Origin of the sequence: Rohdeia mirabilis (assembly GCA_007750655.1) — a bacterium.
In the GTDB taxonomy this organism is placed as follows: Bacteria; Planctomycetota; UBA1135; order UBA1135.
Genome location: CP036290.1, coordinates 2,434,705 through 2,449,059, shown reverse-complemented (window position 1 = coordinate 2,449,059; position 14,355 = coordinate 2,434,705). Strand labels below are relative to the sequence as shown.

The 14,355-nt window shown below is 70.3% G+C and carries 13 protein-coding genes; 1 reads left to right on the top strand and 12 read right to left on the bottom strand.

What is annotated here, in order from left to right:
• Positions 1 to 84: 84 nt before the first annotated feature.
• From Pla163_RS09125 to Pla163_RS09090, 8 genes are all read right to left on the bottom strand, one after another.
• Positions 85 to 927 carry a rhomboid family intramembrane serine protease gene (locus tag Pla163_RS09125; protein WP_419186489.1) on the bottom strand — a complete coding sequence of 281 codons (843 nt, stop codon included), beginning with the start codon at positions 925 to 927 and terminating at the stop codon, positions 85 to 87.
• 100 nt (positions 928 to 1,027) lie between these two features.
• Positions 1,028 to 1,912, bottom strand: a complete 885-nt coding sequence (gene folD / locus Pla163_RS09120; RefSeq protein ID WP_145186858.1) for a bifunctional methylenetetrahydrofolate dehydrogenase/methenyltetrahydrofolate cyclohydrolase FolD — start codon at positions 1,910 to 1,912, stop codon at positions 1,028 to 1,030.
• Between the two features lie 22 nt (positions 1,913 to 1,934).
• Positions 1,935 to 3,353, bottom strand: coding sequence for a cytochrome c biogenesis protein CcsA (gene ccsA / locus Pla163_RS09115; protein ID WP_145186856.1), 1,419 nt, complete (start codon positions 3,351 to 3,353; stop codon positions 1,935 to 1,937).
• A 27-nt stretch (positions 3,354 to 3,380) separates the two neighbouring features.
• On the bottom strand, positions 3,381 to 6,062 hold the full coding sequence (locus Pla163_RS09110) for a hypothetical protein (protein WP_145186855.1): 2,682 nt from the start codon (positions 6,060 to 6,062) through the stop codon (positions 3,381 to 3,383).
• 58 nt (positions 6,063 to 6,120) lie between these two features.
• Positions 6,121 to 7,107, bottom strand: coding sequence for a polyprenyl synthetase family protein (locus Pla163_RS09105; RefSeq protein ID WP_145186852.1), 987 nt, complete (start codon positions 7,105 to 7,107; stop codon positions 6,121 to 6,123).
• Entirely contained in the window at positions 7,104 to 8,015 is a 912-nt protein-coding gene (gene mobA, locus Pla163_RS09100; RefSeq protein ID WP_419186488.1) for a molybdenum cofactor guanylyltransferase, read from the bottom strand. Before mobA ends, Pla163_RS09105 begins: the two co-directional genes overlap by 4 nt.
• Before the next feature lie 56 nt (positions 8,016 to 8,071).
• On the bottom strand, positions 8,072 to 8,275 hold the full coding sequence (locus tag Pla163_RS09095) for a Sec-independent protein translocase subunit TatA/TatB (RefSeq protein ID WP_145186846.1): 204 nt from the start codon (positions 8,273 to 8,275) through the stop codon (positions 8,072 to 8,074).
• Between the two features lie 145 nt (positions 8,276 to 8,420).
• Positions 8,421 to 9,329 carry an MnmC family methyltransferase gene (locus tag Pla163_RS09090; protein ID WP_419186487.1) on the bottom strand — a complete coding sequence of 303 codons (909 nt, stop codon included), beginning with the start codon at positions 9,327 to 9,329 and terminating at the stop codon, positions 8,421 to 8,423.
• Between the two features lie 23 nt (positions 9,330 to 9,352).
• Between Pla163_RS09090 and msrA the strand changes: the two genes are divergently transcribed.
• Positions 9,353 to 10,054 (top strand): peptide-methionine (S)-S-oxide reductase MsrA, encoded by a 702-nt coding sequence (msrA, locus tag Pla163_RS09085; RefSeq protein ID WP_419186486.1) that lies wholly within the window; start codon positions 9,353 to 9,355, stop codon positions 10,052 to 10,054.
• A 142-nt stretch (positions 10,055 to 10,196) separates the two neighbouring features.
• On the opposite strand, the gene Pla163_RS09080 is transcribed toward msrA, so the two are convergent.
• The 4 genes from Pla163_RS09080 to Pla163_RS09065 form a co-directional block, all read right to left on the bottom strand.
• Positions 10,197 to 11,093: a TatD family hydrolase gene (locus tag Pla163_RS09080; protein WP_145186840.1), complete on the bottom strand. Its 897-nt coding sequence runs from the start codon at positions 11,091 to 11,093 to the stop codon at positions 10,197 to 10,199.
• 174 nt (positions 11,094 to 11,267) lie between these two features.
• The gene (locus Pla163_RS09075; RefSeq protein WP_145186837.1) at positions 11,268 to 12,242 is read right to left on the bottom strand and encodes an EboA domain-containing protein; all 975 of its coding nucleotides are present in this window, start codon (positions 12,240 to 12,242) and stop codon (positions 11,268 to 11,270) included.
• 63 nt (positions 12,243 to 12,305) lie between these two features.
• A complete protein-coding gene (locus Pla163_RS09070; protein ID WP_145186834.1) occupies positions 12,306 to 13,373 on the bottom strand; it encodes a prenyltransferase/squalene oxidase repeat-containing protein in 1,068 nt (355 codons plus the stop codon).
• A gap of 176 nt (positions 13,374 to 13,549) precedes the next feature.
• A complete protein-coding gene (locus Pla163_RS09065) occupies positions 13,550 to 14,239 on the bottom strand; it encodes a hypothetical protein (protein WP_145186831.1) in 690 nt (229 codons plus the stop codon).
• Between the last annotated feature and the right edge of the window lie 116 nt (positions 14,240 to 14,355).

The following is a 14,355-nucleotide window of genomic DNA, read 5'->3' as shown; positions in this document are numbered from 1 at the left end:
GCAGGGCAGGCCACGGACCCAACCCGCGGCGCGGGGCGCGCTCAGGGGCCTGCGGCCCGGACGGCGAGTCCCGAGCGCCTGCGCTCAGCGACCGCCCTTCGACTTCCGCTCGCTCATGCGCTTGAGGAAGTCCCGCTCGCGCGGAGAGAGCGACTGGATGCCTTCGCGACCCACGCGAGCCAGGAGCTCGTCGAGTTCCTGCTCGTCGTCGGCGAGAGCGCGTTCGCGGCGTCGCTTCAGCGCGAGCTCGACTCGCCCGCCCCAGTCGACCCAGATGAAGTTCTTGCGCACGGCGAGGAAGCCGAACAACGCTCCGCCGATGTGGGCGAAGTGGTCGACCATCGGCATCCCCTGGCCAGCGAGGATCTGCACCGCGGGGAAGAAGTCCCTGGCCACCACGATGACCGCGAACACCCACAGGGGCAGCGGGATGAAGATGAAGATCATCGTCGCCCGCGGGTGGAACGTGGCCGCGGCCAGCGTGGCGGCCACGGCTGCGCCCGAGGCTCCGATGGTCGGGATCGTAGCGCCCACGATCTCCATGAGCAGGACGCTCGCCACCCCGCCCGCGATCGTCCCCGCCGCGAGGAACCACGCGAAGCGCCGCGAACCGACGGTGCCCTCCACCATCGTCCCGAAGAAGTACAGGATCAGGCAGTTCCACAGCACGTGCGTGAAGCCGCCGTGGAGCAGTCCGTAGGTGAGCAGCTGCCAGACCGGGAAGTACGGCGGTGCGTCGAACCACATGCCGTGGTTCAGGCCGAGCCACTCGACCAGGACGTACTCGACCTCGGGCGCGGCGAGTCCGAGGATCCACTGCACGAGGAAGATGCCGCCGAGCACGATCAGCACCCACTTCACCACCGGGGTGAGCGGGGGGAAGGACACGCCACCACCGGACGGCATCGATTCGCGAAGAGCGTTCACTCGGGGCATCCTAGCGGCACGGTCGAGGCCCGAGGCGCCGCGGCGGGCCCGGGAGTCGGTGCCGTCACGCCTGCGGGACCGGGCGAGCGGCCAACAGCGATCAAGCGCTGGTGCGTCCGCGCCTGTTCGCCGCCGCCGTGGCCGTGTTCGAGAGCAGCATCGCGATCGTCATCGGCCCGACGCCACCGGGCACCGGCGTCACCCATCCGGCCCGAGCATGCGCCTCTTCGAAGTGCACGTCCCCCACCAGGCGCCCGGCCCCGTCGGCGGTTTCGACGCGATTGATGCCCACGTCGAGCACGGTGGCCCCCGGGGCGATCCAGTCGCCGCGAACGAGTTCGGGGCGCCCCACCGCGGCGACCAGGATCTGCGCCTCGCGACAGACGGCGGCGGGATCGGGCGTGCGGCTGTGGCAGATCGTGACCGTGGCGTTCCGCGCGAGCAGCAGGGCCGCGATCGGCTTGCCGACCAAGAGCGAACGACCGAGGACGACGGCGCGCTTCCCAGCGATCTCGATACCGCTGCGATCCAGCATCTCGATGCAGCCGGCCGGCGTGCACGGAACCAGACCCGGTCGATCCATCCACAGGCGCGCGACGTTGAAGGGATGCAGGCCGTCCACGTCCTTGGCCGGATCGAGGCGGCGCACGACGGCGTCGCTGTCGAGCCCGCGCGGCAACGGCAACTGGACCAGGATGCCGTCCACCTCGTCGTCGGCGTTGAGGCGATCCACCAGCGCTTCGAGCTCGGCCTGCGAGGTGACGGCGGACAGACGGTGCGTCCGCACGCGGAAGCCCGCGCGCGTGGCCGCACGATCCTTGTTGCGCACGTAGACCTGACTGGCGGGGTCGTCTCCCACGAGCACCACGTCGAGCCCGGGCTGGATCCCTCGTGCGACGAGCTCGGCGACGCGCTGGGCCACTTCGCCACGAACCGCCGCGGCGATCGACTTGCCGTCGATGATCCGTGCTCCTTCGGTGTCCATGGCGTGCTCGGTCACCATGCGATCAACGCTCCGAGGCAGTGGGTGCCTGCGTAGGCGCTTCCCCGCTCGACTCGTTCGACTCAACGCGCGCCGAGGTCGTCGGCGCCGACCCCTGCATCCCCTCGCGCGGCACGACGCCGTCGTCCGTGTAGCGGTGCATCGACTTCTGGCTGTCGGGCAGGTAGCCGAAGATCTGGAACGTGATGAAGATCGACAGCGCGCCCGCCACGAGCACCCCCATCGACTTGGCCCCGCGGTAGCCACCCAGAAGGCGCACGTGCACGTACAGCACGTAGATCAGCCAACTGATGAGCGCCGTGTTCTCCTTGCTGTCCCAACCCCAGTAGTTGGCCCAGGCCTCCTGGGCCCAGAAGGCGCCCATGAAGAGCCCCGCCGTGAGGAACGGGAAGCCGACGGCGAAGGCCTTGAAACTGACCTCGTCGAGCGTCATCTCGAGCGACGTCACGCGCGCAGCCGTCGGGAAACTGCCGCGCCGGTGCATGACCGTGGTGACGATGCCGACGATCGCCAGCACCGGCAGCGTGACGAAGTGGCCGAACGGTAGGAACGCCATCCAGGCCACGGTCAGGATCAGAGCCGCCGCGACCTTGCGACCCGCCTTGGCGCGGACGCCCATCACGATCGCGGCCGCGACGCCGAGCGCGAGCACGATCCAGAACAGGTTGGGGTTCGGGACCCACTCGGCACCGCTGCGAATGCCGAACAGCATCACGCCGACGCCGACGAGGACGGCCCAGACGAGGCCCTGCCCGACGGCGGTGCTTCCCAGTCGCGTGCTGCGCAACATGACCCAGAACCGCAGGGCGAAGAAGACGGTGGCGATCAGAGCCGCGATGGCGAGCGTCGCGTAGCTGAAGATCAGCGAGGTCAGGTGCGGCGCGAACCAGTACGACTGCAGCGCCGGCGGCAGGTCGCGCTGGGCCGTCGAGAGGCTCGTGCTGTAGTGGTTCGTCATCCAGGTGCCGACGAACACGAGCGCGACCAACGTGTCGTCCACCGTCGCCCACGCGTGGCCGTGCGAGCGCCGCAGCCCCAGTGCCGGTTGGAGCACGGCCATCGACACGAGGAGCGCCGTCGAGAACATCACCAGCACCTCGCTCATGGTCTGGCTCGGGAAGTGGTTCACCTCCACCCACCGGTAGCCGACCGAGGCGAAGCTCGTGAACATACCGACGAGCAGCGCGAGCCGCAGGACTCGCCCCGGCAGCAGCTCGTCGTCGGGCACCGACGCCGTCGGATCGAGGGCGCTCCGCCGTGCGGCGCGCGCGTGTGCGATCGCGCTCCACAGGGCGATCGGCAACCCGATCAAGCAGATCAGGTTCACCCAGCGCAGGAAGATCCCGGACTGCATCAGGTGCGACGCGAACGGGTTCAGGCTGTCGCCGAGCGAAGCTGCCAGCATGGGAGTGAAGGTCGACATGGGTCTGTGGATGGATGCTGATCGAGCTTAGCGCGCCGGCTCGGACACGACCGTCGCGAGCGCCCGCTTGCGACGCGCGAGGACGACGGGGCGCACGAGGAAGGCGAAGGCCGCACCCGCGATCACGATGTACATGCCCGCCATGGCCAGCGGGATGCCCGGGTCGTAGACGATCCCGATTCCCGAGTAGTCGGGCAGGTCGTCGTTCGCATTGGTCTGGAACATGCGGTAGCCGCGGTACGTGAAGTAGTCGTTCACGCGGATCTCGCGCTCGTACTCGTTGCCCAGGTCCACCTCGACCCACTCGCCGTTCCCGTCGCGCTCGTGCACGCGCAGGACGCTGCGCCACTCGAACGGGAAGCCGGCCTTGTTCTCGAAGAAGCGCAGGTAGAAGCTGCGGTCCTCCGCGATCCAGATGCTCGCGCTATTGTTGGGCGTCGTCGCCATGCGAACCACCTGGGTGCTGCGGCGCGATTCGTCCTCCGGCCACAGCGTGACCTCGAGGTCGAGACCGCGTGGGTCGCTCGAGTAGAACTCCTCCTGCCAACCGTCCGGCCGGTTCAACGGCTCGAGGAACTCGATGCGCGGCGAGACCTGGATGTCGTCGTACACGGCGTCCAGGAACGTGGGCACGATGCCGGGCAGAGGCAGACGCGTCCCGTCGATCTCGACCGGCGTGCGCTCGCCGGTCTCCGCGACCAACTCGATCGCACCGGTGTCGTCCCAGTGCAGCACGTACCGCTCGGCGCCGGGTGCCGTCCACTCGTCCCACTCGAGGCTCAGGAGTACGTCCTCGAAGACGTAGTCGGCGACGAGTCCGCGCTCGACAGGATCCTGACGGTCGATCAGCACGCGATCCTCGGCCGTCCCGTCGGGTCCGATCAGGTGCGCGAACACGGCCGGGTTGCGCGGGAACTGCTCGGCGAGCGGACGCGTCGGCGTCTGCTCCTCACCCGAGAGCGGGTCGACGCGGTACTCCTTCGTGGCCCGCTGGAACACGACGCGGTAGCCGTCCCCGAGGTCGAGCACCTCGCCGAGTCGCACGTCGATGACGTCGTCCTGCTCGGCCCCGTTCACGACCCGCCGCACGTAGCACCGACCGAGGCGCCCTTCGTTCCTCGGGAAGCGTTCCACCGGATCGCCCTCGCGCACCGCGAGGAGACGGAAGGCGCCCGTCTCGTCCACGTGGCAGGGCGTGGTCACCGTGCCCGTACCGACCGCCGGCACGAAGCGCGACACCTGCGGCCACTCGCCCTGGGGCGGCAGCTCGCGCATCGTCATCAGCGCGGCCATGTCCGGCAGTCGCAGCGCGATCGCGGGACGTCGACTCGACGAGCCGCGCTCGGCCTCGGTCCGCTCGCGTGCGTCGACGCCGGCGGCGTTCGCGCGCTCGTGGAGGTCGAGCACCTTCAGTCGCAGTCGCGGCTCGGGCCCGTTCTCGGTCTCGACCTGGTCGAGATCGATGGAACGTCCCGTCCAGAGCGTGTAGCTGGGCAGGCGCGAGGCGAACTCGACCTCGCGGCCGTCCTCGATGAAGCGCACTTCGATCGCCGGCCAGTCGCGGCGCGCGAAGTGCTCGAGACTCAGTCCGAACGGCAGGTAGCGCAATGCGTCGGACGTCGAGCGGTAGCTCTGGTAGAAGGCGTCCTCGATCGGCGGGATCTCGCTGCGCTCGCGCTGGAAGACCCCGTCCCCGTTCAGGTCGAGCCCGTCCTCGTGCAGGTGCAAGAGGCCGCGCACCGTGTAGGTCCGGCTGAGGCCACCACCAGCGATCATCGTCAGCATCCCGATGTGCACGACGAAGAAGCCGAACTTCTTGACCGTGAACCAGCGCTTCGGACCGCCGTGGAACGTGTTCGTCGCGATCCCGATCGCCAGCACGATCATCAAGCTGGCGAACCACAGGGAACGGTAGATGCGGTTCAGGTTGAAGCGCGTGGCGAAGTCGAACCACCCGCGCAGCATCTGCTCGTTCTCGGTGGCGAAGGCGTAGATGGCGTCCGTCTTCGCGCGCCCCGAGAAGGCCGCCTGCATGCCCTTGCGGCGGTTCGACGCTTCTTCCTCGCCGTAGCGCATCCCGAACTCGTCGAGACCGGACCGGGCGACGTCCGGGATCTGCGCCTGCGGCATGCCGACGCCGTACAGGTGCCCCAGGTGGTACAGGAAGTAGCTGACCGCGAACTGGAACTGCTCGAAGTGCTCCTCGTAGTTCGAACCGAGACGATCCGGCGACTCGACGCGTGCACGCGCGTCGTCGACCGGGTCGATCTGCGGGACCAGGACGCCGACGGCGATGGCGAGGGTCGACAGGCCGACCAACGAGACCCCGACCGTCATCGACCGGAAGAAGCGCTTCACGGCGTCCCAGCGCGAACGCAGGAAGAGACCGAAGCTGATCGAGAACCCGACGAAACTCAGGTCGCGCACCAGCGTCAGGCCTTCCGAGTAGAGGGTGCGCATCGACGCTCCCGGCAGCTGGGCCAGCGCCGACAGGACACCGGCGTCGTGCCGCAGGTCCTGGTAGACGCGCCAGTGTTCCGAGATCGCGATCAGGCCGAGGTGGCCGATCTGCACCAACACCAGTATGGCGAGGATCGAGGTGGCGAAGGTCCAGCGGTACGGGACTTTCCGCGCCTCACCGGGGCCCTTGGCACTCCCCGCCTTCGTGGCTTCGGTCGGTTCGGGGGTGTCGCTTGACGGGTCTGCCATCTGGGGAGCGCGGTACGTGGAAGAAGGTCCGAAGGGGCAGCGTCGAGTGGGCCTGGCTTCACCAGGTGCGACGCAGGACGAAGCGGGTGATCTCTTCGAGCGAGGCGCGCGAGGGCGTCTCGGGGAGCGGTGCGAGACGGGCGCGCGCGCCTTCGAGCAGCGCCGTGGCCCGGGCGAGGGTCGCATCGACGCCGGGTCGCACGTCGACGACCTCCTTGAGCAGAGCGGCGCGGTCCTCGACGTTCGGGCGCGTGTACGCGTCGCGTATCGCGGCCCGCACCGCGGTCGACGCGTCGCGGTAGACGAACCAGACCGGCAGAGTCACCTTGCCGTCCTGCACGTCGGTGCCCGTACTCTTGCCGACGACGCGCGAGTCGCCGACCAGGTCGAGGCAGTCGTCGACCAACTGGAACGCCAGTCCGAGGTCGCGCCCGAAGCCCTTCATGGTCTCGCCCAGCTCGACCTCACCGCCGGGGTAGCGCGCGCCGAGCTCGCAGGCGGCGGCGTACAGGCTGGCGGTCTTGGCGGCCGCGATGCCCTCGAGCGTCTCGCGCTCGACCTCGAAGTCGTAGCGCCGCGAACTCTGCTCGATCTCGCCGATGCACAGCGTGCGCGTCGTCTCGGCCAACAGCGAACTGCACAGACGCGACGACAGCGTCGTCGAGAGCGCGAACGCACGCGCGTAGAGGAAGTCGCCCAAGAGGACGGCCACCTGGTTGTCCCAGCGCTGGTTGACGCAGGCCACGCGACGGCGAACTTCCGCGCCGTCGAGGATGTCGTCGTGCACCAACGTCGCCAGGTGGATCATCTCCACCACGGCGGCGACCGACGGGTGCTCGGCCGTGTAGGTCCCGCAGGCCTTGGCCGACAGGAGCACGAGGGCGGCGCGCAGCTGCTTGCCGCGGAAGCGCGAAACGTGCCCGGTCATGTCGCTGACGGCGCCCGACGTCTCCTCGAGCTGACCGGTCAGGCAGGCGCGCATGGCGTCCAGCCCCTCTTCCACGGGCTGGAAGAGCTGGATGAGTTCGGCGGAGGGCTGGCTCATGGCGTGCTGGGCCGACGGGGCGCGGACGGACTCTCCTCGGACGCCGGAAGGCCCCCGAGGATCCGTCGAAGTTCGGAACGCGAGTTGGCGTTGGCGGCGGGGTCCGACCGGTCGCGGGTCCCGTCCGCAGACAGATAGCCCACGCGCAACGCGGGGACAGTGCCGTTCGAGCGTGCGACGTCCGCCGAGCTTTCGGGCCCGCCCTGCGACAATCGGTCGCGCGCAGGAACGTCGACGGCGAGCGAGCGCGCGTCCGTGCGGCCGGCGGGCGGAACGTCCGCCCCACCGTGGAACGCGACCAGACGCCGTTCGCCGCGGTCGAGCGCCGCGCGCACCGCCGGCAGGACCGAGGCGCGGTAGCACCCGAGCAGCGGATGCAGGCCGTCGCCGTCGCGCCACAGGCACAGGTCGAGGTCCGCCCGGTGGCGCTCGGCCACGAGCGCGTCCAGGGTCCGAAGATCGAGGTTCGGAAGGTCGCAGGCGACGACCAGCACCGACGACCGAGGGTCGAAACGAGCCAGGCCCGCTTCGAGTCCGGCCAGTGGACCGAGCCCCGGTTCGCGATCGAGTGCGACCCGCAGCCCGCGGAAACGCTCGAGGACGTCCGCGTAGCGCGGCGCGTGTCCGGTCGCCACCACCAGGTCGTCGGTGCGCTGGGCCAGCAGGTCCAAGGTGCGCTCGAGCAGCGTCGTCCCCGCGACTTCCGCGAGTGCCTTGTCGCTGCCGAAGCGCGTGCTCGCGCCGCCGCACAGGACGAGCGCACCAAGTCCGGTCGCGCGAGCGCGAGCCGCCGACGCTGCGCCCTCGTCCACCTCGTCCAAGGCTCGGTGCACGTCGCCGTCACCGCGCACTTCGAAGTCCTCGTCGTGCGCCGACCGGCGGCCGTCGCGATCTGCGGGGGGCTGCATGGTCCGCGTGCGTTCGGCGTACGACCCGCCCGGGGCGAGGCCGCGCCGAGCGACCATCAGGGCAGCTCCTGCTTGCCGTCCTCGCTCTTCTTGGCCGCGCCGCCCTCGAGCTCTTCGTCCTTCAGCCCCTTCTTGAACTGGGTGATGCTCGAGCCTGCCGCGCGCGCGAGTTCGGGCAACTTGCGGGCCCCGAACAGGAGCAGCACGATGGCCGCGATCCAGATCAGTTCGGTCGTTCCGATGAAGGCGAGGGTGGTCATGGCGGAGAGCGGGTCGGGCCTGGGGAACGCCGGGGGTGAGGGTCCGACTCCGCCCGTCCCGAGCGATCCAATCAGGCCCCCATGGGCCGTGGCGCGCCCGAGGGCCGACGATCATAGGCGATCGGTGGCGAGATCCACGCGCGGATCAGTCGGGAGCGTCGGCCGAAGGCGCTCCGCTTCCCGCGTCCTCGGAGACGGGTGGGAACGCGAGCGCCGCGCCACGCTCGAGCTCGGCACGCAGTTCGAGAGCGCGGCGGGCCACCCGACGTGCAGTTCGAGGTTCGAACTCGGCCGCGGCGGGTCCACGCACCGCCACCGTCCCTTCGGCCTTGGCGCCCAGGCGCGGCGTCGGCCCGACCTCGAGACCCGCGGCAGCGAGGGCGGCGCGCACCCGCGTGGCGGCGCTGTAGGTGGCGATGCGCCCGCCCGGCGCGAGACGCGCGGCCAGCGCGCCCAGGAACTCGGGCGTCCACAGGCTCTCGTCGCTGGCCGGTGAGAAGGGATCGAGGAGGATGCCGTCGAAGGCCTCGCCCGCCTGGGCCCGCGCGAGGGTCGCACGTGCGTCGCCGAAGAGCACCTCGAGCTCGACGCCCGGGGCGATCTCCCCTCTCCACGGGGCGCCGGCGCCGACCGCGAGCGCTGCTCGAAGCCCATGGCGCAGAGCCGCGTGTCGGCGCGCGAACTCCGCGTCCGGATCGTCCGGGAGCGCGAGCGAACGGCGCACCAGGTCCGGGTCGATCTCGAGGCCCGACAGGACCAGGCGACCGGACGATCCGGCTGCGAGCGTGAGCCCCAACCCCTCGGCCCGTTCCCAGACCGCCGTCGAGTTGAGGCCCGGCCCGAGCCCCACATCGAGGATCCGCAGGACCGGCGGCGGCGAAGAACCCGCGGCGCGCCGTTCGAACGCTCCCAGGACCACTTCGGCGTGACGCCGGGCCTCGGTGCGCGCTCCGTGCCGCGAGTGGCAGGCCTCGCCGCCCCCGTCGGAATCCCGATGGAGCGTCCAGCTGCCGTCCTCGGTGCGTAGCGCGCCGGCTTCCAGCTCACCTTCCACGATCGCGACCTATTCTCGACACCATGCTCCGTTCCATTCTGCTCACCGCCGCGACCAGTGTCGCACTCCTTCTCGTCGGCTGCGCGCAACCGACCGACCGGGCCGAGAACGAGTCCACCGCGCCGAGCCCCCACTCCACTTCGAACACGACCCCGGCCGCTGCCATGACCGACGCGAACGACGCCTCCACGACCCCGCCCGCCGCTGGCTCCACCGCGCTCGAGACCGCCACCTTCGGGGCCGGCTGCTTCTGGTGTGTCGAAGCGGTGCTGGAGCAGATCGAGGGCGTCGCCGACGTGACCTCGGGCTACATGGGCGGCTCGGTCGAGAACCCGACCTACCAGCAGGTCTGCACCGGGACCACCGGACACGCGGAAGTGGTGCAGGTGCACTTCGATCCGTCGCGCCTGTCCTTCGCGGACCTGGTCGACGTCTTCTGGGACCTGCACGACCCGACGACTCTCAACCGTCAGGGCGCGGACCGCGGCACCCAGTACCGCTCGGCGATCTTCTTCCACTCGCCCGAGCAAGAGGCCACCGCGCGCGCGTCGCTCGCGGCCGCCCAAGCCCGCTTCGAGGACCCCATCGTGACCGAGATCACGCCGGCGTCGACCTACTACGAGGCCGAGGACTACCACCAGGACTACTACTTCGCGAACCGCGACCAACCCTACTGCCGCGCGGTCATCAGCCCGAAGCTCAAGAAGCTCGGGCTGAAGCACTGAGCGACGCGCTGGCTCGCGCACCGGTGCACGCACCCTGCGCGAACGAAGGGCCCCACGAACGGCGACGCAGCCACGCCCCGGAGTCCCGGGTCGTGGCTGCGCTGCGTTCGACGACACCGACGCCCGGCGGCGACCGCGCGCGTCAGTTCGGGACCGCCGCGCCCACCCGCGGCTCCTGACCGCGCAGGACGGAGTTCTCGCTGAAGAGCTGGGTCTGGTCCACCGTCGGGCTGCGTTCGAGCTCGGCCACGTCGATCTGCCCGGACTGGCCGTAGGCCGCGATCGCGTTCGACCAGGTCACCTTTTCGACCCAGGCCGGGTCGATGCCCTTCTCGAGCATGAGCGCCGCCGTGCGCGGCACGCTCAAGGGGTCCGAGATGCCCCAGTCCGCCGAGCTGTCGACGATGATGCGCTCGGGACCGTACTTGCGGACGATCTCGCACATCCGCTCGCTGCCCATCTTCGTGTGCGGATAGATCGTGAACGCCGCCCACGCACCGCGCGCGAGGGTGTCGTCGATCGTCTCCTCGTTGTTGTGGTCGATGACGAGCTTCTCCATCGCGAGTCCGGCCTCGGCCGCGACGTCGAGCGAGCGCACGATCCCGCGCTTCTTGTCCCGGTGCGGCGAGTGGACCATCACGACCATGTCGTGCTGCACCGCCAGTTCCAGCTGCGCCTGGAACGCGAACTCCTCGGCCTTCGTGATCTCGTCGTAGCCGATCTCCCCGATCGCGACCACGCCCTCCTTCAGCGCGTAGCGCGGCAAGAGCTCCAGCACTTCGCGCGCGAGGCCCTCGTCGTTGGCTTCCTTGCTGTTCAGGCCGATCGTGCAGTAGTGGACGATGCCGAACTGCGACGCGCGGAAGCGCTCCCAACCGATCAGGGACGAGAAGTAGTCGACGAAGCTCCCCACGTTCGTGCGCGGCTGCCCGAGCCAGAAGGCCGGTTCGATCACGGCGCGGATTCCAGCCCTGGCCATGGACTCGTAGTCGTCCGTGGTGCGGCTGCTCATGTGGATGTGCGGATCGAAGAAGCGCATGGTCGTTCGGTGGTCGGGGCGGCGCGGCCCGGGTCGCGGACCGCCGTGGGTCGCGCGAGCACGCGGCCACGCCAACTGTAGTCGCGGCGCGGTCGAGGTCTACCGCACGAGGGTCGGGAGCACGGGGAGCGGGAAGGTCGGAAACGGGGGGCTCGGGCGTCCGGCGGTCGGGGCTCAGGCGTCGACGGCCATCCGTCGCGCGGCGTTGGGCCCGAGCAGTTCGATCTCTTCGCGCGCGCGCAGGCTGGCGAAGGCGCGCGAGTCGTGGCGCCCTGCGAGTGCCGCCCGACCCACCGCGGCGGACAGCTCGTTCGTCTCGTGCTCGACGTGCGCGCGCAGGATCCCGGTCCGGCCGCCGCGAGCGAGAGCCAGGTAGGCACCGGCACGCGCGGGTCCGGGGCCAACGGTCACCTCGGCCTCGACCGAATGCAGGGCGCGCTCGTCCAGCTCGGCGCCGGCCAGGAGCATCCACAGCTCCGGCGGAACGGAGCGGCCGGCGCTGCGGCGTTCGTCGGCGTAGTCGAGCGCCATACGCTGGGTCTCCGCGTCGAGCCGCTCGTCCACACCGAAGACGCGCCACAGCGGCGCCCCGATGAAGAGCGACTTGAGCAGCGCCTGGCGCCAGGCCACGTCGTCGAAGTGCTGGACGCAGAAGGGCGTGTCCGTGGCGGCGGCCTCGAAGACGCTGCGCATGTTCGAACGACAGCCCTCGGTGACACGCCAGAGGAAGCGTTCGGGAGCGGGCAACACGGGCACGCTGCGCAGGAGCGCGCAGGTCTCGCCCTCGTCGCCGTAGCGGAAGGCTTCCTCGAGCAGTCCTGCGGTGCGTTCACCGGCGAGGTCGGGCAGCGCGAGCACGAGGCGCACGCGCAGGACGTCGAGCAGGGTCCAGGCCTCGGGATCGAGGCCCTGGACGATCGAACGCCCGAGGTCGTGTTCTGCGTCGGAGAGGTCGAGCGGGCGGCGTCGCGCGTGCCGGGAGGCGAGCCCCAGGCGCACGCCGAAGCGCGCCGCGTCGTCCGTGCTCGCGACCGCCGATCGCTCGAGCTCGCGGGCCAGGAACTCGAGTCCGGGCGCGTCGAGGCGCTCGGAGAGCACGCGGTCGCAGAAGGCGGCGAAACGCGCCGCGCGGTCGTCTTCGGGCTTCATCGGCGAACAGTCTAGCGACCCGTGGACCACCAGCGGCGCTCCACGGGTCGCTTCGCGGTCCGCTCAGTCGCGCGCGATCCCGAGGCCCAGCGCCAATGCCGCGTAGGCCGTGCCGCCCGTCACCGTGTAGGTGCTGCCGAGGAAGTCGCAGACGCTGCCGTCCTCGCGCTGGCACTTGACCAGGTGCGGTCGCAGCTGGGCGTGGTAGGCCTCGCGCTCGTCCTCGGGCAACAGCTCGATCACCTCGGCCGCGTAGTAGTGCGCGAACAGGTAGAAGTAGCCGGCGTTCGCGTAGAAGCCCTCGTGCGGGATCGGACGCATGCGCGCCTGGTCCAGGAACACGTGGTGCTCGAAGAACTGGTCGAGCCCCCAGCGCAGCCGTTCGTTCGTGATCGACGGCTCGCCGAGCACGCGCCGCGCCCAGTGACAGACCTGGATGCGACCGAGGCTGCCCTTGACCGTGTCGATGCTCTCGCCGACGGGCGCGCGCGGAACGGCGTCCGAGCCGTTGTACGAGTAGGCGCCGTTCGGGAGAGCCGCCCGCTCCATGACTCGGATCGCGCGCTCGAGGTGGCCCGGATCCTCGATCCAGCCGAGGCGCATGCCCCGTTCGATCGCCGGCGCGACCGCGGCGGTGCAGAAGCTCGTGGCCCACTTCGGACGCCGCGTGTAGGGCGGGTCGTCGTAGTAGGCCCAGCCGCCGCTCGGAGTCTCGTTGCGTTCCAGGATCCCCCACCACTCGCGACCGCGCTGCACCAGCAGCTCGAGTCGCTCCGTGCCCGCGAGGCGCGGGTCCTCGGCGATGCGCGTGGCGGCGACGAAGCAGTAGAGCGCCGACCAGGAGTAGTCCACGTCCCAGTCGCTCCCGCGCTGGGGCAGGCGTTGCTCGCACATCCAGTCGATCGCGCGCTCGAAGGCCGCGAGGCGCTCGGGCGTCGAGGGCGCCGACTGCAGGGCCATGATCGCCAGACCGTGGCTCGCGCCCTGCCAGGCGTAGTAGGTCTCGACCGAGAAGCCGCTCTCCGCGAACAGTTCGATCGAGGACGAGCCCCAGCCACCGTCCTCGCGCTGGGTGCGGACGAGCCAGTCGATGGCCCGGTCGCGGGCCGCCGCCGCCTCCTCCATGGACATCGTTCGCGGGAACTCTGGGATCGCGGGCAACTCGGGCGCGGAGCCATCGCCGTCCTGTGACGCGATCGCGACCACCGGCTCAGCGGCAGCGAGTGTCGCCGGCGCTGCGGCGAGCGCCAACGCGCAGGCGAGCGAGCGTCCGAGCGTGAGAGCTCTCGACCTGTTGCTGGTCCGGATCACGCGTCGTCCCCGTCGCCGGCCTTCTCGCGCAGTTCTTGGAGCTCGCGTTCCTGCTTGCGCAGCGACAGCCCCACCTCCATCTGCGTGACCTGGTGGTCGTGGCGCGCGAGCCCGAGTTCGAAGCGCGCGTCGTCGAGTTCCTGGACCGCGCGCTCGTGCTTGCGGGCCAGCTCGTGGTCGACCAGGTGGGCGTGTTCGCGCTGGTCGAGCTCGAAACCGCGGCGGCTGAACTCGAGGCGCATGCGGCCGCGCAGGATCACGAGTTCCTTCGTCGTGGTCGCGAAGTCGTCCTCCTCGTACATGGCGATGAGCTCCGCCAGTTCCATCTCGCTCTGCTCGACGCCGTTGCTGCCGCGGTCGAGGCTGAGCTGTTCGCGGTCGAGCTGGATCGCGCGCCCGACCTCGAACCCCGCGAGTTCCAGCTCGGCGTCCTTGACCTTGCGCTCGGCGTCCGCGACGCGTCGCTCGGAGCGCGAGAGCTTGGCCTCGGCCTCGAGGGTCGCGATCTCGAACTCGCGCTCGGCGACCTCGAGCTTCCACTTCGCGTCGTCGTCCTCGCCGCTACCGCGCGCGGACTCGCTGCGGGGACCGCGGTCCGTGTCGTTCCCGCCGCTGCGGTGGTCCGCATTGGTGCCGGCGCACGACGCGAGGGTGAGGGTCAGGACGAGCAGGAGGGCGGAGCGCATGCTGAGAGGTGTGTCGAGTCGAGGGGGACGGAGTTGGCGCGGCAGGGTGCGCGCCACGCGCTCGCATCATGGAGTCGAGCGGCCGTTCACGGGTAGCTGCCAGCGCCTTTCGTCGC